We start from the raw sequence: 19,238 nt of genomic DNA on the forward strand, positions 1-19,238 counted from the left end.
CAGTGCTCTTCCTCTACACCGTGCTGCTGGTCTGCTGCGCGATCCTGCTCATAGCGGGTGTCGTGGAACAGCGGCGGCACTTCGCCAACCTGGACCGGATACCCAGCCGGGTCCTGGTCAACGGCATCCGCGGCAAGTCCTCCATCACCCGGTTGTGCGCGGGCGCCCTGCGCGGCGGCGACATGGTCACCGTCGCCAAGACGACCGGCACCGCGGCCCGCTTCATCCACCCGGACGCCACCGAGGAGCCGGTCTACCGCAAGTTCGGCATCGCCAACGTGGTCGAGCAGATCGGCATCGTGCGGCGCGCCGCCGCGTACAACCCGGACGCGCTCGTCATCGAGTGCATGGCCGTCATGCCGGCCCTCCAGGAGATCAACCAGTCCAAACTGATCCGCTCCACCATCGGCGTGCTGTGCAACGTCCGTGAGGACCACCTCGCCGAGATGGGCCCCACCCTGGACGACGTGGCGCGCTCGCTGTGCCGCTCGATGCCCGAGGACGGCATCTGCGTCACCGCCGAGAAGGACCGCTTCGACATCCTCCAGGAGGAGGCGGACGCCCGTAACTGCCGACTCGTCTACGCCGATCCGGACATGGTGACGGACGAGGAGCTGCGCGGCTTCAGCTGGTTCACCTTCAAGGAGAACGTGGCCATCGCGCTCACCGTCGCCGAACTCCTCGGCGTCGACCGGGAGACGGCCCTGCAGGGCATGTACGACGCCCCGCCGGACCCCGGAGTCCTCTCCGTCGAACGCTATGTGACGCCCGAGGACAGGAAGCTGCGCTTCGCCAACGTCTTCGCGGCCAACGACCCCGAGTCGACGCTGATGAACATCAACCAGCTGCTCGACCTCGGCGCCATCCACCGCCCACTCAACGTGGTCATCAACTGCCGCCCCGACCGGGTCGAACGCAACGGGCAGATGGGCGAGATCATCCCCGAACTCGACCCCGAGCGGGTCTTCGTCATCGGCCATCCGGCCAAGTCCGCCATCGACGCCATCCCCGCCGAGTTCCGCTCGCGCGCCGTGGACCTCGGCGGCGACCGGCGCGACCCGGAGGAGTTCATGGCCAAGCTGCTGTCACAGCTCGGCCCCGACTCCTCACTGGTCGCGATCGGCAACATCCACGGCCAGGGCGAGATCCTGCTGGAACACCTCGCCGAACTGGCCCCGGACGAGAGCGCCGACGACCCCGCGGCCACCGCCCCGGCCGGCCGGCCCGAGCCGGCCGCCGCGACCGTCGAGCACGTCGAGACCGTCCAGCTGTACGCACCCCGGCTCGACCCGTACCAGGGCTACTCCCCGGCGTACGAGTCGCGGTACGCCCAGCAGCAGCCGTACGTGCCGCAGATCCCCGTCCAGCGGGACGCCGTACGGCCCTACCCGCACCAGGACCCGACGGGCCCGGCGGCCGCCCCCGAGAGGCGGCCGCACCACGCCGAACGGCCGGCACCCGCCGTGTTCCCGGCGCGCCCGGAGCCGGGCCCGCCGGCCGGGCACGCCTCGCCCCGCGGCCTGTTCGAACCCCACGTCCCTCCCGAGCCCCTGACCGACGACAACCAGCAGTGGCAAAGCCCAGGAGAACACCGTTGATCCCCTCCGTCCTCACCCCTGAGATCGCCGCGATCGGCATCGGTCTGGGCCTGCTGTTCTCGCTGATGTGCTACCTGACGACCAATCTGTCGCCGGGCGGCATGATCACTCCGGGCTGGCTCGCGCTCACCCTCATCGAGGACCTGCAACGGGCCGCGCTGGTGGTCGGCGTGACGGTGCTGACGTACCTCGTCACGCTGCTCATGCAGAAGTTCGTGATCCTGTACGGCAAGCGGCTCTTCGCGGCCGTCGTGCTCAGCGGCGTGCTCATCCAGGCCACCGTGATCATCGTGCTCCAGATGGAGTTCCCGCTGCTGTACGCCAACCAGACGCTGGGCTTCATCGTTCCGGGCCTGATCGGCTACCAGCTGGTCCGCCAGCCCAAGGGCGCGACCCTGCTGTCCGTCGGATCCGTCACCCTCGCCACCTACGTGGTGCTGACCGCCGGAATCCTCCTGGGCGCCATGCCGTCCGCCTGACCCCGCCCGTATCCGAAGTATCTCTGGAGCCCTCACCATGCCTAAGCGCAAAGGCCGCCCCGTTCTGCACACGGTGACGGTCCTCGCGTTGCTCACGGGCAGCGCCTACTTCACCTACGAACTGCGCAAGGACGAGCAGGCCAAGCTCCCCGCCGCCCAGACGATCACCGAGAACCTGCGCTCCTCGGGCAAGGCGGCCGGCGAGCAGACCTGGGAGCGGCTGAACAACCCGGCGCGCTCGGTGCTGCGCGACGGCAAGGGCGCGGTCATCGGCACCTTCACGGACGGCGCCCGTACCGCCACCCTCAAGGGCCCGACCCGGACCTTCGGCGAACCCGCCAACACCAGCACCAAGGTGGTCACGGACGACTGGGTCCGTCTGATGCCGGAGACCTGGACCAAGGATTCCGAGAAGCAGCAGTGGTTCAAGGACTGGTTCAAGCAGTACTACGGCAGCGAGGAGGACGACATCTTCGCGTTCTCCTTCCAGTACATCCAGGGCGCCCCGGCCAAAAAGGACGACCAGGGCGTCCAGTACGCCGGCCACGCCAACTACGGCCCGCTCAAGGCCGACGGCGTCGACCGCTACGAGCAGACCGACTTCTACGACTACCTGGGCATCCCGTACACCTTCCGGGACGGGGTCACCGTGAACCCGCAGCCGGACCGCCTGCGTTCCGTGGACTGCTCCGGCTATCTGCGCCTCGTCTACGGCTACCGCGCCCGTTTCCCGCTGATGTCCAGCAACGACCAGGGCGACGGGCTGCCGCGCACCGCAGACGGCATGGCCCGGGGCAAGGAGGGCGTCGACATCATCAAGCTCCAGGGCCCGAGCCCCTGGTACGAACGGCCGAAGAACATCGACGTGCTGCAGCCCGGTGATCTGCTGTTCTTCAAGATGGACCACCGCACCGGCAACCACATGGACCACTCCGCCATCTACCTGGGTCCGGACACCGAGGGCCACAAGGTCTTCATCTCCAGCCGCAAGGAGCAGAACGGGCCCACGATCGGCGACCAGGGCGGCGTCTCACGCCTGGACGGCAACGGCTTCTACGCCAAGCTGTTCCGCACCGCCAAGCGGCTCTGAAGGGGCGGGCGGGGGCCGTCGCCGTCGACCTGTCGTGCCGCGGGGAGGACGCCGGGGAACAATTGCGCGAACGGCTTATGATGTGTCGAGTTTGAGGGTTCCCGTACAGGTGATGCGGCGGGCTTGAGGAAGGTGCACGAGGCCATGCGGAGAAGGCCGGAAGGCCCCGTGGATGCCGCCCGTCCGGTCGGGCGCTCGCGCGAGGAGCAGCAGCGGTTCGCGTCCGGCGCCGCTCACGGGAACTGGCTCACGCTGGGCAAGGGCGGTCGGCTCACGCTCTACGCTCCCACGGGGGGCGGACTCCTGCGCTGGACGGAGACAGCGGTCGGTGGCCCCGCCTGGAGCGGCCCGCACTTCGTCGAGGCCCCGGGGGTCACCGACCTGACGGTGCTGCAGGGCGCCGATGGCTACGTTCACTTCCTGGGCCGCAGGGAGCGCGCCGGAACCGACGGCGCGAGCAGCTTCGACGTCGTCCACGCCATCCAGTATCAGACCGGTCTGGCCTTCACCGATTGGCGTTCGCTCGGCAACCCGCACCCCGGCGGGGAACTCGGCCGGCCGGTCGGCGCCGTCGCGGCGGACGGCACGGTGCACGTCTTCGTACGCGGCGCGCACGGCGGCCTGATGCTGCGCCGCGAGGCCCCGAACGGGAAATGGCGGGCGTGGGAGGACCTGCGGGGCAGCGGCATCGACGCGCTGCCCGCGGCGGTCGCCCTGGAGGACGGGAGAGTGGAGGTCTGCGCCGCCGCGGAGACGGGTCTGCTGATCTGGCGTCAGGCCGCCCCGAGCGGCGACTTCAACGGGCCGCGCGGATTCTCACTGCGCGCGGCACCCGGAACTCTCGCCGCTGCCGGGACCGGACTCGACCGTGCCACCTTCTTCTGGACGGACGTCGACAGCGGTGGCGCCGCGGCCTGGCGGATCGGCGGCTGGCCGAGCATGCTCGGCGGGTCTCCGGCCGAACGGCCGTACGCGGTGCTGCGCGCCACATTGGACGGCTACGACTGCCTCGTCCTCGCCTGCCGGGGCACCGACGGCTCGGCCGTGCTGGGCATGGGCGGCACCGAGAACGAGGAGGACGGCTTCTGGTGGTACGCGCTGACCGAGTCCTGCCAGGGCGGTCCGGCCCTGGCGAGGGACGGCCTGGGGCGGGTGGTCATGGCACTCATCGACACCGGCGGCGTGCCCAAGGTGGCCCGTCAGGACGACGGCGCCGGCCTCTCCCTCGGCCGCTGGGCCTCGCTGTGATCCACCGCCGGTGCCGGCCGGCCTCGCCCGGAGCGATCGGCCGACGGCAACGTGTCAGCCGCCCGTCGCGGGAGACTTCTTCGCGGACTCGGGGATGACGGCGTCCGAGCGGATCGCCTTCCACAGTTGCGTCGCCTGCGGCTGCGCCGCCACGACGCGGTTGGGATCGACCTTGTCGTAGGCCACGGGGAGCATGATCGTTTCCATGGTGGACGGGTCCACGCCGTTCAGGCTGCGGCCGAAGTCCGCCAGTTTGGTGAGCGAGGCGAGGTCGGAATCGGTGGTGAGCGCCGTGGTGAGCTCGTCAGCGATCTTGTATGTCTTGGTGGGGCTGCCCAGCAGGTCCTGCTTCTTGATCTCGGAGAGCAGGGCGAGCATGAACTGCTGCTGCAGGCCGATGCGGCCGAGGTCGCTGCCGTCTCCGATGCCGTGCCGGGTACGGACGAACTGGAGCGCCTGCGTGCCGTCGAGCCGATGCGTGCCGGCGGCCAGGTCCAGGCCGCTGGAGGAGTCGTGGATGTCCTGGTCGACGGTGACGGTCACCCCGCCTATCGCGTCCACCAGTCCCTTGAAGCCGGCGAAGTCGATTTCGACGTAGTGGTCCATGCGGACCCCGGATATCTGTTCCACGGTCTTGACCACGCAGGCCGGGCCCACCTGCGAGTAGATGGAGTTGAACATCACACGCTTCGCGGACGCGACCGTGGAGCCGTTCGACTTGGTGCACTCGGGCCGGGTCACCAGGGTGTCGCGGGGGATGCTGACGGCGACGGCCCTGGTGCGGCCCTCGGGTATGTGCATCACCAGCGCGGTGTCGGAGCGAGCGCCCGCGACGTTGCCCGTGCCCAGCGCGGCGTTGGCGCCGGCGCGCGAATCGGAGCCCAGGATCAGGATGTTCTGACCGGAGGTGGGCAGCTTCTCGGGACGGTCGTCGCCGATCGCCGTGTCGATGTCGACGCCCTTGATGTTGTTGTCGAGGTCGCTGTAGAGCCAGTAGCCGACGCCGCCCGCCGCCAGCACGAGGACGAGGAGGGACAACAGGACGATACGGCCCCAGCGTCTCCCGCCGCGCCGAGGCCGACGCCGCCCGCCGCTCGCTGGGGCCTGGCCGTCGGGGCGGGGCTCGGTGGTGGCGCTGTGCGTCATCGCCTTCGGTTCCTCTCCTCACGGGCTCCGCGGTGCGGAGGATCGGGGCCCGGGTGGGGGGAAGGCCGGCCCGCTGATGCTGTCGGTGCAGTGGGAGCACTATAGGCGCCGCGGCTAGGGCCTTTGGGGAGCGGGTGACCATGATGCGGACCTGAGATGCATGGCACATGAACAGGTCTTGACCGCAGGTAAGAGTCACATAAGATGTGGTTCATCTGTGAACAAAGATGGAGGGGGTTCTGTCGGGTTCACAGGTGCTGGTGATGCGTCGTCGGCAACGGGGCCGGGCATCACCGCTTGAAGGGGTGGGCGTTCGATCGGGGCCTTTTGATGTCCTGGCGGGCGAAATGTGTGGGTAGGAGAGCGAGTTGGCGGATCATCCGCGCCTGAGTGTTGTGGTGCCCTTTCAGGATGTCGAGCTCTACCTGGCCGAATGTCTCGAGTCGATCGCCCGGCAGTCGTTCCGCGACTTCGAGGTGATCCTCGTCGACGACGGCTCCACCGACGGATCCGTCCGGATCGCGGCCGACTTCTGTGCGGCGGACCGGCGCTTCCGGCTGATCCGGCAGCACGCGCACGGGCCGGGCCACGCCCGCAACGTCGGTCTGCGGTGCATGCACCCCCGCGGCGAGTACCTCGCCTTCGCCGACGGCGACGACGTCATCCCCGAGTACGCCTACGAGTTGCTGATCCGCACCGTCGAGGAGTCCGGTTCCGACTTCGTCTCCGGCAATGTGCAGATGATGAACTCCACCAGCAAGTGGCAGTCCCCGCTCCACAAGGGCCCGATGGAGAAGAACCGGCGCGGCACCCACATAACGAAGTTCGACGCGCTGATCTACGACCGCACGGTCTGGAACAAGATGTTCCGGCGCTCCTTCTGGGAACGCCAGTCCATCGAATTCCCCGAGGGCGTCCTCTACGAGGACTCGTGGGTCAACATGTACGCCCACTTCCGGGCCGCCAAGGTCGACGTCATATCGGACATCGTCTACTTCTGGCGCCGCCGTGACGCCGGTGGCGCGCCGTCCATCACCCAGCGCCACACCGAGTTGTCGAACCTGCGCGACCGTGTCGCGGCGGTGCAGTCGGTGAGCCGGTTCCTCGCCGACGAGCGCTCCGGGCAGTACGAGGGCAGCAAGCGCAAGTACGACCTGGCCTGTCTCAAGTCCGACCTGATGCTCCATCTCAAGGTGCTGCCCGACGCCGACGAGGAGTACCAGCAGGCGTTCCTGGAGTGGGCCAACGCCTTCCTGGACGAGGCCGACCTCAGCATCATCGACGAACTCCCCGCGGACGCCCGGGTGAAGTGGCTCCTGGTACGCGCCCGGCGGCTGCCCGAGCTCCTGGAGGTCGTCCACTTCGAGCGCAAGGGCGGCCCGATGCCGGTCCAGCGGCGGGTCCGCCGCTACCTGAACTACCCCTTCCTTGGGGATCGCGAGGTCGGCCTCGACAAGAAGGCCTACCGACTGGACAAGGAATTCTCGCTGCACGGGTCGCTCAGCGGCGCGCGCTGGAGTGCCAACGGCGAACAGCTGACCCTCACGGGTGCCGCCTACGTCCGCTTCATCAACGTGCACAAGAAGCACATGTCGGTCAAGGCGATCGCCCTGCGGAACAAGAAGCAGGGGCGGATGGTGGTCACCACGGCCAGGACCACCTACGCACCGCAGGCCACCGAACGCTCCAACCAGAATCGTTACTGCTACGACTGGGCGGGCTTCGAGGCTCGTATCGACACGACTCGCCTCAAGCGCAAGGGGGAGTGGGTCGAGGGAACCTGGGACGTCGCCGCCGGCGTCCTCAGCCGCGGCCTGTTCCGCTACCGGGGCATCGGTCGTGGCGGCGCGGGGAGCGCCGCCAACCCGCCGTACCGGTATGTCGACAAGAACACCCGGGTCCTTCCGCTGTTCCTGCAGGGCAAGCTCAAGCTACGCGTGGAGATCGTGCGCTGCCGCATCACCGGCCACCGCGTCAGCGGTGACCAGCTGGAGCTGCGCGGCGTCTACCTCGGCCCCAAGGTGCCGGAATGGGGCAAACTCCGCGTCACCAGCATGAGCGGGGCGGGACGGCACGATGCCCGGGTGTACTTCACGCCCGGCGGCGAGGGCTGGTGCACGTTCGCCGCCCGCGTTCCGCTGCGCGTCCTGGTGCCGGGGTTCCGGGCCGACGCACAGGCGGAAGGGCAGATCCCGAAGTCCTGGAGCATGGGCAGCAACGGCTGGAAGACCACGTTCCACGTCGAGGGCCGCAAGATGACGATGTATCCGGTCATGGCGGAGGAGACGACCGACGGACACTACCGGATGCCCGCGTCGCTGCAGACCCGCGAGGGCGACCGGGAGGTCGTGGTCCACCGCAACGGTTCGGGCTACCTCGTGCTCTTCGAGCGTGCGACCCTGCCCACCGCGACGCACGCCGCCTGGCGGGAGGACGGCTCGCTGCAGATCAGCGGACGGTATCTGGCAGCCGACCGCCTCACCCCGCAGGAGTACCACGACGCGCACCTGGTGGTGCGGTCGCGCGCCCACGGAGCTGACCGCCCCGTCCCCCTGACCTGGGACGGCAACGAGTTCCACGCTGTGCTCACCCCCGCGGCCATGCGCACCCTCGCCGGTGACATCCCCCTCGCGGCCGGCCGCTGGGACTTCTTCCTGCGTCGTCAGGACCTTTCGGCGGTGGCCCGCGAGGACCGGCTCGAAGACCTGATGCTGAAGATCGAGCAGGACCGCATCGAGTCCTTCCCGCAGGAGTACGAGGCGAGCGAGCGCCGGTACGAGCTCGAGGCGGAGGCCTACGACAGGCTCTCCCTCCTCGTCCACTCGGCCATGCCCGATCACGCCCGGGGCCCGTACCGCCAGAAGCTGCTGCGCACCAAGACCTACCCGGCCGCGCGCCGCGAGAAGGTGCGTCCGGCGATTCTCCTGGACGCGTTCAAGGGCACCCAGTATTCGGACAGCCCCCGCGCCCTGCACGAGGAGCTGGTGCGGCGGGGCGTCGATCTCGAGCATCTGTTCGTCGTTCGCGACGACCAGGTGGAGGTGCCGCCCACGGCGACACCCGTGCGCATGTGGTCCCCCCAGTGGTACGAGGCGCTCGCCACCAGTCGGTACATCGTCGCGAACAACCACCTGCCCGACTGGTTCCAGAAGCGGGAGGGCCAGGTCGTCGTACAGACCTGGCACGGCACGCCGCTGAAGAAGATCGGCCATGACATCGAGGCCATCCACTTCGCCGACCAGCGCTATCTGGAGCGCGTGGAGAAGGAGGTGCAGAACTGGGACATGCTGGTGTCACCCAACAGCTTCTCCACGCCGATCCTCAAGCGCGCATTCGGCTTCCCCGGCGAGATGGTGGAGTCCGGGTACCCGCGCAACGACATCCTGCGACTGCCCGGTATGGAGGGGCGGGAGCGGGAGATACGGCGCCGCATCGGCCTTCCGGAGGGCAAGCGCGTCGTCATGTACGCACCGACCTGGCGCGACGACCAGTTCTACGCCCCCGGCAAGTACAAGCTCGACTTCCGCATCGACCTGGCGGACGCCCGCGCCCGGCTCGGTGCCGACCACGTCCTTCTGGTGCGCCGTCACCCCAACGTCGTCGACCCGGTGCCAGGAGCCGGCGACGGCTTCGTCTTCGACGTCTCCGACTACCCGGACATGGCCGACCTGTCCCTGATCACCGACGTGATGATCACGGACTATTCGTCGCTGATGTTCGACTACGTGAACACCGGACGCCCGATCCTCTTCTTCACGTACGACCTGGATCATTACCGCGACACCCTGCGCGGCTTCTATTTCGACTTCCAGAGCAGTGCTCCCGGCCCTCTGGTGTACACCTCCCGGGAACTGGTGACCGCGATCCGCGAGATCGACGGGATCCAGGAGAAGTACGCCGAGCGCTACCGCTGGTTCCAGAGCGAGTTCTGTGACCTCGACGACGGCTATGCCTCGGCGCGGCTCGCCGACCGGATGCTGGTCGCGGGCGGTGACCTCGCTCCGGATGCGGCCCGGGCACCCGCCGTCGGCACGGTGGACAACAGCCACGCGGGACGCCCGCTCACCCCCATCCGCTGGAACGCCCAGCAGTGGTTCGCTCCCAGGCAGGGCCCTGCCCAGACCCCGGCCGAGCTGCTGAACATGATTCCCGGCCAGTCCGCGCATCAGGGACACGGGCCGACGGGCGATGTGCCCCAGGCGCAGGAGCACGGCCCGGCGGCCGGGCAGACGGGCGCCGGGTGGGCCGGTGATCCCGACGGCACCGAGCAGCCGCGCGCCCAGGTGCCTCGCACGATGCAGCGGTTCGTGCCCTTCACGACGCCTTCGCAGGCCCAGGCGTCCGAGGGCAGGGCCGTCGAGGACGTGGTCGTGTGACGCCGGGTACCTGCCCCGGGAGCGACCGGCGCGTACGGCCGCCGCGTCCGCCCGGGTCAGAGGGCCGCGACGCGCCATGAGCGCGCCACTCACAGGCACACCCCAGGCGCTTGCCGTCAGCCGCGTCCAGCCACCGCGGCGTGAGCGCGCCGCCGGTGTGGTCCGTTCAACCCGTCCGTACACGCATCACCAGCGCGAAGTGGTCGGAGGCGCCGGTGTCGCGCAGGGCGCATCGCGTCCTGGGCAGACCGGTGAACAGGTAGTCCAGTTTGTGTCCGGAGGCGTGGGTGCCGCGGGCGGAACCGGGGGACCCGTCGCACTCCCGGTGGACGCCGTACGGCGCGGAAGGCCACACCCACGAGGCGGAGTTGCCGCCGCCCGGCGGATTCACGTTCAGATCACCGCCGTACACCGTGCGTCGTGCGGGAACCGCCGCTACCAGTGCCTTCAGCTGATCGTCGCGGAACTCCCAGCCGGGATGCGCCCGGTCGCTGCCCGCCGGACTCAGATGGGCGGTGCACAGGCGGACCCGGTGCGACGTGACCGAGGCGCACAGGATGCCGCGCCGCAGCCCCACGGTGGGCTGCGGCGCGGGCACCGGCGTGACCGAGGACAGCGGATACCCCGCGAGGATCGCGATGCCGGCGGAACCCTGCCCCGCGCCGGCGCACGGCACCGTGCCGACGCGGCCGGACCGGTCACCCACGCGGTAGAGCCGGAACGCCGTGTGCCAGGACCGGCCGAGCGCCCTGCGCACGGCCTCGACATCGCCGGTGCACGCCTCCTGGAGAAAGATCACCCGGGCCCCGTCCCGGGTGGCGAGGCGCCGCAGCTCCCGCTGCTTCACGGCCCGGCTCCCGGTGTCCGCGCAGTTCCACTGCCGGACGCCGCACATGTTCCAGGTCGCCACCGTCAGCGAACGGTCCGCGGCGTGGGACCGGGTGGGCCCCGACGACTGCGCCAGGACCACCGCCGTCGCGAGTCCCAGCAGGGCGGCCGCCGCGGCCATGGCCCGGCGCCCTCGACTTCGAAGCATCACGCCATCATCGCCGATCAGCACCCGACCGGAGTGGAACCGCAGCATGTCTGAAGCACCCAGGAAGAGCCGCCAGGTGATCCAGGGGATCGACGCCTCCGGTGGCCGGCCGGTGGAGTACCGCTTCTCCCACGCGAGGAACGGCAACCGGCACCTGACGGTCGTCTTCGCCAACATCTTCGCCCCGGACGACTACGGCTGGGCCACCGGCATCCTGGACAACCTGCGTTCCAACGTCCTCTGGATCCGGGACCGGTTCGAGGGCGGGAACACCTACTACCTCTGCGAAAACATGGATTTCGCGGTCGAGAGGTCCGTGATCGGGCTCATCTCCAGGGTCGTCGACGCCCTCGGCCTGACGCCCGGTGACGTCACCCTGTGGGGCAGCTCGAAGGGCGGCAGCGCGGCGCTGTACTTCGGGCTGCGATACGGCTTCCGCAACATCGTCGCGAGCGTTCCGCAACTCGCGATCGGCACCTTCGTGCGCGACGTCTATCCGGACACGGGCCGGCACATGCTGGGCGAGGCCATGGCGCCCGATGACGTCCGCACCCTCGACGCGATCCTTCCCGACCTTCTGGCCTCGGGAGCCAACCCGGACGCGAACATCTACGTGGTGTCCTCGCCGCAGGACGAGCAGTACAGCAGCCAGGTGGAGCCCTTCCTGGGCCTGCTGCGGCGGTACGAGAACTTCAACTTCATCTACAGCGAGTCCCCGTTCATCACGGACCACGGGAAGGTGACCCAGCGCAACACGCCCCCGCTGTTGGGAATCGCCTATTTGCTGGTCGAGGGCATCGCCCCGCGCCTCGGTGTCGCACGGCACGGCTATGAGGAGCCCGATGCCGACCGGTCGGGCATCGACTCCTTCATCAAGTCCACCTCGGTGGTGCAGAGTTCCTTCGTGGCTCCGGTGGTGACCACGCCCGCCTCGAACGACCTGCTGCCCGTCAGGGGTGCCCGTTTCACCGGCCAGGCGCCCGGTGCGGTCCGGGTGAGCATCTGGGAGAAGGGCAAGTACCTGGCCTCGGCACCCGTGGCCGCGGACGGCGGCTGGACGTGGGTGCGGGACGCGTCGTGGAGCACCGGCGAGCACCTGGTGCGACTGTTCGCCGTCGACCCGAACGGATACCAGTCCGAGCGCACCGACGTGCGTTTCACCGTCTCCGAGCACGTCGTGGCGCGGCGCCCGGAGCCGGACGCCCCGGACACGGCCGCGACGGTCCCCGGCGTACTCCCCGCACCACTCGTGCGGCGACCGGAGACCTATGACCGACTGACCGAGTCGCAGGTCGGGTTCCAAGGCGTGGCCGTGGGCGCGGCTCATGTCGGATTCAAGGAGAACGGTGTCTTCCTCGCCGCGTGCGCGGTCGCTCCGGACGGCCGCTGGACCTGGGAGCCGGGCTGGCTGTGGGCCGAAGGCGTGCACACCGTCGAGGTCTACGCGGCCGACATGACGGGAGCCGAGTCGCCGGTCACACCGGTCGTCTTCTCCGTCACCAACGCCACGGCGGGCGCGACGCCCGCCGGTTACTGAGACCGCCCGGCTTCGCGGCAGAACAGAGAGTGGATTTCCGACATGCCCCAAGCATCCTCGAGTGGACGTCAACTGCTCGTCGGCATCGAAGCCTCCGGGACATTCCCGGTCGAGTACCGGTTCGCCCACGCCCAGAAGGGCAACCGGCACCTGGTCGTCGTCTTCGCGAACTTCGCCGCGCCGGCCGACTACGGCTGGTCCAACGGCGTGTTCGACAAGCTGCGTGCCAACGTCCTCTGGATCCGCGACAAGTTCGATGACAACCGCAGCTACTACCTGTGCAAGGGGATGGACTTCTCCCTGGAACAGTCCGTCGTCACGCTCATCTCCAACGTGATGCGGGCTCTCGATCTCACACCGGACTCCGTCACCCTGTGGGGCGGCTCGAAGGGTGGCAGCGCCGCTCTCTACTTCGGCCTGAAGTACGGCTTCCGGAACATCGTCGCCATCGCGCCGCAGTTCCTGATCGGGACGTACGTACGGGACGTGCACCCCGGCACCGCCCGCTACATGCTCGGGGAGGGTGTCCCCGCGGAGAACGTGCGGGCCGTGGACGCGCTCATCCCCGACCTGCTGCGCTCGGGGGCCAACCGTGACGCGAACATCTATCTGGTGTCGGCGGCCCAGGACGACCAGTACCCGGTTCAGGTCGAACCCTTCCTGGGGCTCTTCCAGCCCTACGAGAACTTCAACTTCGTGTTCAGCGACTCCCCGCACATCGCCGACCACACCCAGGTGGCGGGCCGCAACGTCCCCCTCCTCATGGGCATCGCCAACTTCCTGATCGACGGGATCGCCCCGCGCCTGGGCTTCGTCCGCAACGGCCATGAGGAACCCGGCCGCGACGGCTCGGCCATCGACTCCTATCTCTCCGCCACGGCGCTGGTCCGCGGTGCGGAGTTCCCGCCGCCCGTGGTGACGGCGCCGGCGCACCAGCAGGAGGTGCGACGGGACGCGGTACGGTTCGCGGGACACGCCCGCGGCGCCGCCCGCGTGATCGTCTGGGAACACGGCAAGTACCTGGGCCAGACCGACGTCGCACCCGACGGCAGCTGGTCCTGGGATCTCGGCCGGGCGTGGAGCAAGGGAAAGCACCCGGTGAAGCTCTACGCGGTGGACGCGTCGGGCTACCAGTCCGAGCGCACCGAGGCCCACTTCACAGCCGTCGACGGCGCGGACGGAGCCGCCGCGACGGCCGTCGGGGACCACGGACCCGTGCTGTCGACGGTCGGGCCGGGCTCCTCCGCGCCGATGGTGCTGGAGCCCGTGGCCCACGAGCAGGTGCTGGACTCCCGGGTGGTGTTCCAGGGGGCCGCCGCGGGCGCCGCCCAGGTCGGATTCCGTCAGAACGGCGTACTGCTCGGGGGCGTCGCGGTGGCCCCGGACGGAAGCTGGTCGTGGGACTCGGGCTGGGCATGGGGTACGGGCATGCACGTCGTCGACGTCTTCGCCGTGGACCACTCCGGAGCCGAATCCTCGGTCACGCAGGTTCCCTTCACCGTCCTGAACCTGTCGGCAGGGGCGCCGACGGCCGTGTTCAACGGCGGTGAGTACTGACACACGAAGAGGGCCCCCGCCCGCAGGCGGAGGCCCTCTTCCCGGTCAGGGAACGTTACGCCGGAACGCTCGCCACGCCCTGAGCCAGGAACCGCTTCCCGTTCACCCGCTCGGAGACACCCTCGCGGTCCAGGTACGGCGTGATGCCGCCCAGGTGGAAGGGCCAGCCGGCGCCCGTGATCAGGCAGAGGTCGATGTCCTGGGCCTCGGCGACGACGCCCTCGTCGAGCATCAGGCCGATCTCCTGGGCCACCGCCTCCAGGACGCGGTCGCGGACCTGCTCCTCGGTCAGGACGGTGTCGCCCTGCTTCAGCAGCGCGGCGACCTCCGGGTCCAGCTCCGGCTTGCCGCTGTCGTACACGTAGAAGCCGCGCTTGCCCGCCTTGACGACGGCCGCGAGGTTCGGGGAGACCGTGAAGCGGTCCGGGAAGGCCCGGTTGAGGGTCTCCGAGACGTGCAGGCCGATGGCCGGGCCGACCAGTTCGAGCAGGACCAGCGGGGACATCGGCAGGCCGAGCGGCTCGATCGCCTTCTCGGCGACCTCGACCGGCGTGCCTTCGTCGATCACGTTCTGGATCTCGCCCATGAAGCGGGTCAGGATGCGGTTCACGACGAACGCCGGGGCGTCCTTGGTGAGGACCGCGGTCTTCTTCAGCTTCTTGGCCACCGCGAAGGCGGTCGCCAGCGAGGCGTCGTCCGTCTTCTCGCCGCGGACGATCTCCAGCAGCGGGAGGATCGCGACCGGGTTGAAGAAGTGGAAGCCGACGACCCGCTCGGGGTGCTTCAGCTTCGACGCCATCTCCGACACCGACAGCGAGGACGTGTTGGTGGCGAGGATCGCGTGCGCCGGGGCGACCGCCTCGACCTCCGCGAACACCTGCTGCTTGACGCCGATCTCCTCGAAGACGGCTTCGATGATGAAGTCGGCGTCCGAGAAGCCCTCGGCCTTGTCCAGGACACCCGTCACCAGCGCCTTGAGACGGTTGGCCTTGTCCTGGTTGATCCGGCCCTTGCCGAGCAGCTTGTCGATCTCGGCGTGGACGTAGCCCACACCCTTGTCGACGCGCTCCTGGTCGATGTCGGTCAGGACGACCGGCACCTCGAGGCGGCGCAGGAAGAGCAGCGCGAGCTGAGAGGCCATCAGACCGGCGCCGACGACACCGACCTTGGTGACCGGGCGGGCCAGGTTCTTGTCCGGGGCGCCGGCCGGACGCTTGCCGCGCTTCTGGACGAGGTTGAACGCGTAGATGCCGGAGCGCAGTTCGCCACCCATGATCAGGTCGGCGAGGGCCTGGTCCTCGGCGTCGAAGCCCTGCTGCAGGTCGCCGTTCTTGGCGGCCGCAATGATCTCCAGGGCCCGGTAGGCGGCCGGGGCCGCGCCGTGCACCTTGCCGTCGGCGATGAACCGGCCGCGCGCGACGGCCTGGTCCCAGGCCTCGCCGCGGTCGATCGCCGGGCGCTCGACCTCGATGTCGCCCTTGAGGACCTGGGCGGTCCACAGCAGCGACTGCTCCAGGAAGTCGGCACCCTCGAAGAGGGCGTCGGCGATGCCCAGTTCGAAGACCTGCTTGCCCTTGAGCTGCTTGTTCTGGTTGAGGCTGTTCTCGATGATGACCGAGACGGCCTTGTCGGCGCCGATCAGGTTCGGCAGCAGGGCGCAGCCGCCCCAGCCCGGGACCAGGCCCAGGAAGACCTCGGGCAGGGAGAACGCCGGGATGGCCTTCGACACCGTGCGGTAGGTGCAGTGCAGGCCGACCTCGACGCCGCCGCCCATCGCCGCGCCGTTGTAGTAGGCGAAGGTGGGCACGGCCAGCTTCGCGAGGCGCTTGAAGACCTCGTGGCCGCCCTTGCCGATGGCCAGCGCGTGGTCGTGCTGCTTGAGCAGCTCCACGCCCTTGAGGTCGGCGCCGACCGCGAAGATGAACGGCTTGCCGGTGACGCCGGCGCCGACGATCTCGCCGTCCGCGGCCTCCTTCTCCACCTGGTCGATCGCGGTGTTGAGGTTCGCGAGCGACTGCGGGCCGAAGGTGGTCGGCTTGGTGTGGTCCAGGCCGTTGTCCAGGGTGACGAGCGCGAAGCGCCCGGCCCCGAAGGGAAGGTCGAAGTGGCGTACGTGCGCCTGCGTGACGACCTCGTCCGGGAACAGCTCGGCCGCGCCCTTCAGGAGTTCAGCGGTGGTGGTGCTCACTTGTCGCCTCCGTCGAAGTGCGGGTTCTCCCAGATGACCGTCGCGCCCATGCCGAAGCCGACGCACATGGTGGTGAGGCCGTAGCGGACCTCGGGCTGCTCCTCGAACTGGCGGGCCAGCTGCGTCATCAGACGGACGCCGGAGGAGGCGAGCGGGTGACCGTAGGCGATCGCGCCACCGTACTGGTTGACGCGCTCGTCGTCGTCCGCGATGCCGTAGTGGTCGAGGAGGGCCAGCACCTGGACGGCGAAGGCCTCGTTGATCTCGAACAGACCGATGTCGGAGATGGACAGGCCCGCCTTGGCGAGGGCCTTCTCCGTGGCCGGGATCGGGCCGTAGCCCATCACCTCGGGCTCGACGCCCGCGAAGGCGTAGGAGACCAGGCGCATCCTGACCGGCAGGCCGTTCTCGCGGGCGAAGTCCTCGCTCGCGATGATCGACGCGGTGGCGCCGTCGTTCAGGCCGGCCGCGTTGCCGGCGGTGACCCGGCCGTGCACGCGGAACGGGGTCTTCAGGCCCTGGAGGTTCTCCAGCGTGGTGCCCGGGCGCATCGGCTCGTCGGCCGTGACCAGGCCCCAGCCCGTCTCGCCGCTCTCGGGGCTCGTGCGGCGCACCGAGATCGGCACCAGGTCCTGCTGGATCTTGCCGTTGGCGTACGCCTTGGCGGCCTTCTCCTGCGAGCGCACGGCGTACTCGTCGGCGCGCAGCTTGGTGATCTGCGGGTAGCGGTCGTGCAGGTTCTCGGCGGTCATGCCCATGAACAGCGCCGACTCGTCGACCAGCTTCTCGGAGACGAAGCGCGGGTTCGGGTCCACGCCCTCGCCCATCGGGTGGCGGCCCATGTGCTCCACGCCACCGGCGATGACGGCGTCGTAGGCGCCGAACGCGATCGAACCGGCGGTGGCGGTCACGGCGGTCAGGGCGCCGGCGCACATGCGGTCGATCGAGTAGCCGGGGACGGACTGCGGCAGGCCCGCGAGGATGCCGGCCGTGCGGCCGAGGGTCAGCCCCTGGTCACCGATCTGGGTGGTCGCCGCGATGGCGACCTCGTCGATCTTCTTCGGGTCCAGACCCGGGTTGCGGCGCAGCAGCTCCCGGATCGCCTTGACGACGAGGTCGTCGGCACGGGTCTCGTGGTAGATGCCCTTCGGGCCCGCCTTGCCGAACGGGGTGCGGACGCCGTCGACGAAGACGACGTCCCTGACGGTACGAGGCACGATGGCTCTCCTCCAGATGCGGGATGCTGAGCGCTTGCTTACGGGCCATGCTACTTGTGAGTAACGTGACTGCCCAGTCCTCCCCCCGGCCGGAGCGGCGAACGTCACACCGACGGGGCCGTGGAGCCTCCCGGATCAGGTGCCGGCCCGCCGGGGCGCGCGGCCCGGGTCCGCTCCCGGCGCCGACACGGACAGAGCCCGCGCTCCCATGCGGAACGCGGGCCCGAGGGCACGGAGCGGGGCGTGTGGAAGCCGCCCCGGAACGGTGAAGCGGGGCGCGTGGACGCGCCCAGGATCTTGGCGTGATTTCGACGTCCGGGTTCCGCTTCAGGCGTCCGCGCCCGACAGCGCCGCGACCAGCACGGGCGTCACCTGCTCCACCTGCCAGGGCCGCGCACCGTATCCGGTCAGCGCGTCCGCGACCGTCCCGGCGTCCACCGCGGCCGGCGGCTCCCAGCACACCCGCCGCACGGTGTCGGGGGAGACCAGGTTCTCCTGGGGCATGTTGAGCTGCTCGGCCAGCGCCGACACCCCCGCCCGCGCGGCCGACAGCCGGGCCGCCGCGGCGGGATCCTTGTCGGCCCACGCCCGCGGCGGCGGCGGTCCGGTGACCGGCTGCCCCGGCTGGGGCAACTTCGCCTCGGGCAGCGCCTTCGCCCGGTCGACCGCCGTCTGCCACTGCTCGAGCTGCCGGCGTCCCACCCGGTGCCCGAACCCGTTCAGCGCGGCCAGCGCGTGCACGTTGACCGGGAGCGAGAGGGCGGCCTCCACGATGGCCGCGTCCGAGAGCACCTTGCCCGGTGACACGTCCCGCCGCTGCGCGATCCGGTCCCGGGTCTCCCACAGCTCCCGTACGACGGCGAGCTGCCGGCGCCGCCGCACCTTGTGCATCCCGGACGTACGGCGCCAGGGGTCCTTGCGTGGCTCGGCGGGCGGCGCCGCCGCGATCGCCCCGAACTCCTGGAGCGCCCAGTCGAGCTTGCCCTGCCGGTCCAGCTCCTTCTCCAGGGCGTCCCGCAAATCCACGAGGAGTTCGACGTCCAGGGCCGCGTAGCGCAGCCAGGGCTCGGGCAGCGGCCGGGTCGACCAGTCGACGGCGGAATGGCCCTTCTCCAGGACGAAACCGAGCACACCCTCGACCATGGCGCCGAGACCGACCCGGGGGAAACCGGCGAGCCGGCCGGCCAGTTCGGTGTCGAACAGCCGGGTCGGGACCATGCCTATCTCCCGCAGGCAGGGCAGGTCCTGGGTGGCGGCGTGCAGCACCCACTCGACGCCGGTCAGCGCCTCACCGAGACCGGAGAGATCGGGACAGGCGACGGGGTCGATGAGCGCGCTGCCCGCCCCCTCGCGGCGGAGCTGCACCAGGTAGGCGCGCTGGCCGTAGCGGTAGCCGGAGGCGCGCTCGGCGTCGACGGCGACGGGGCCGGAGCCGACGGCGAAGGCGGCGATCACCTCGGCGAGCGCGGCCTCGTCGGCGATCACGGGCGGAATGCCCTCGCGGGGTTCGAGCAGCGGAGTCGGCGCCCCCAGCACAGAGGACCCGGCGTCGTCCGGGGGAGTGCCCCCGGTGGTGCGCACGGAACTGTCTGCTGCGGTCTCTTGGGCGTCGGTCACCTGTCAAGGGTATCCGTGTGTGGACGGCGCCCGTCGACGGAACGTTCCGTCGACGGGCGGCGCCCGGGGGGGAAAAAAGCAAGGCCCGGGAACAAGCCCGGGAGGTGGAGTGAGGAGAGATGTTGTGAAGAGGACCACGAAGGGCGGGG

General features: G+C 69.8%; 12 protein-coding genes. 7 read left to right on the forward strand and 5 right to left on the reverse strand.

Annotation, left to right across the window (positions count from 1 at the left end):
• The first annotated feature begins 2 nt into the window (after positions 1 to 2).
• The 4 genes from pgsB to ABZ478_RS28230 all read left to right on the forward strand — a co-directional run bounded on the left by pgsB (position 3) and on the right by ABZ478_RS28230 (position 4,415).
• Complete coding sequence (pgsB, locus tag ABZ478_RS28215; RefSeq protein WP_359553528.1) at positions 3 to 1,598, forward strand: poly-gamma-glutamate synthase PgsB; 1,596 nt, start codon at positions 3 to 5, stop codon at positions 1,596 to 1,598.
• Entirely contained in the window at positions 1,595 to 2,077 is a 483-nt protein-coding gene (locus tag ABZ478_RS28220) for a poly-gamma-glutamate biosynthesis protein PgsC/CapC (protein ID WP_358934452.1), read from the forward strand. Before pgsB ends, ABZ478_RS28220 begins: the two co-directional genes overlap by 4 nt.
• Positions 2,078 to 2,114: 37 nt before the next feature.
• Positions 2,115 to 3,167, forward strand: coding sequence for an NlpC/P60 family protein (locus tag ABZ478_RS28225; RefSeq protein WP_359553529.1), 1,053 nt, complete (start codon positions 2,115 to 2,117; stop codon positions 3,165 to 3,167).
• 168 nt (positions 3,168 to 3,335) lie between these two features.
• Positions 3,336 to 4,415: a hypothetical protein gene (locus ABZ478_RS28230; RefSeq protein ID WP_359553531.1), complete on the forward strand. Its 1,080-nt coding sequence runs from the start codon at positions 3,336 to 3,338 to the stop codon at positions 4,413 to 4,415.
• A gap of 54 nt (positions 4,416 to 4,469) precedes the next feature.
• Here ABZ478_RS28230 and ABZ478_RS28235 read toward each other — a convergent pair whose 3' ends face one another.
• Positions 4,470 to 5,561, reverse strand: coding sequence for an LCP family protein (locus ABZ478_RS28235; RefSeq protein WP_359553532.1), 1,092 nt, complete (start codon positions 5,559 to 5,561; stop codon positions 4,470 to 4,472).
• A gap of 368 nt (positions 5,562 to 5,929) precedes the next feature.
• On the opposite strand from ABZ478_RS28235, the gene ABZ478_RS28240 reads away from it, so the two are divergent.
• A complete protein-coding gene (locus tag ABZ478_RS28240; protein ID WP_359553534.1) occupies positions 5,930 to 9,937 on the forward strand; it encodes a bifunctional glycosyltransferase family 2 protein/CDP-glycerol:glycerophosphate glycerophosphotransferase in 4,008 nt (1,335 codons plus the stop codon).
• Positions 9,938 to 10,103: 166 nt separating this feature from the next.
• Here ABZ478_RS28240 and ABZ478_RS28245 read toward each other — a convergent pair whose 3' ends face one another.
• On the reverse strand, positions 10,104 to 10,973 hold the full coding sequence (locus ABZ478_RS28245; RefSeq protein WP_359553536.1) for an endonuclease/exonuclease/phosphatase family protein: 870 nt from the start codon (positions 10,971 to 10,973) through the stop codon (positions 10,104 to 10,106).
• A 46-nt stretch (positions 10,974 to 11,019) separates the two neighbouring features.
• On the opposite strand from ABZ478_RS28245, the gene ABZ478_RS28250 reads away from it, so the two are divergent.
• Together ABZ478_RS28250 and ABZ478_RS28255 are read left to right on the forward strand one after the other, a co-directional pair.
• A complete protein-coding gene (locus tag ABZ478_RS28250; protein WP_359553538.1) occupies positions 11,020 to 12,510 on the forward strand; it encodes a hypothetical protein in 1,491 nt (496 codons plus the stop codon).
• A gap of 42 nt (positions 12,511 to 12,552) precedes the next feature.
• Positions 12,553 to 14,067: a hypothetical protein gene (locus ABZ478_RS28255; protein ID WP_359553540.1), complete on the forward strand. Its 1,515-nt coding sequence runs from the start codon at positions 12,553 to 12,555 to the stop codon at positions 14,065 to 14,067.
• A gap of 55 nt (positions 14,068 to 14,122) precedes the next feature.
• Here the strand turns inward: ABZ478_RS28255 and ABZ478_RS28260 are convergent, their stop codons facing one another.
• The 3 genes from ABZ478_RS28260 to ABZ478_RS28270 form a co-directional block, all read right to left on the reverse strand.
• Positions 14,123 to 16,255, reverse strand: coding sequence for a 3-hydroxyacyl-CoA dehydrogenase NAD-binding domain-containing protein (locus tag ABZ478_RS28260; RefSeq protein ID WP_359553541.1), 2,133 nt, complete (start codon positions 16,253 to 16,255; stop codon positions 14,123 to 14,125).
• A complete protein-coding gene (locus ABZ478_RS28265) occupies positions 16,252 to 17,472 on the reverse strand; it encodes an acetyl-CoA C-acyltransferase (RefSeq protein WP_359553543.1) in 1,221 nt (406 codons plus the stop codon). The genes ABZ478_RS28260 and ABZ478_RS28265 overlap by 4 nt, the downstream gene beginning before the upstream one ends.
• A gap of 327 nt (positions 17,473 to 17,799) precedes the next feature.
• Positions 17,800 to 19,089, reverse strand: coding sequence for a ribonuclease D (locus ABZ478_RS28270; protein WP_359553545.1), 1,290 nt, complete (start codon positions 19,087 to 19,089; stop codon positions 17,800 to 17,802).
• Positions 19,090 to 19,238 lie beyond the last annotated feature (149 nt).

The organism is Streptomyces sp. NPDC005706 (assembly GCF_040631045.1).
In the GTDB taxonomy this organism is placed as follows: Bacteria; Actinomycetota; Actinomycetes; order Streptomycetales; family Streptomycetaceae; genus Streptomyces.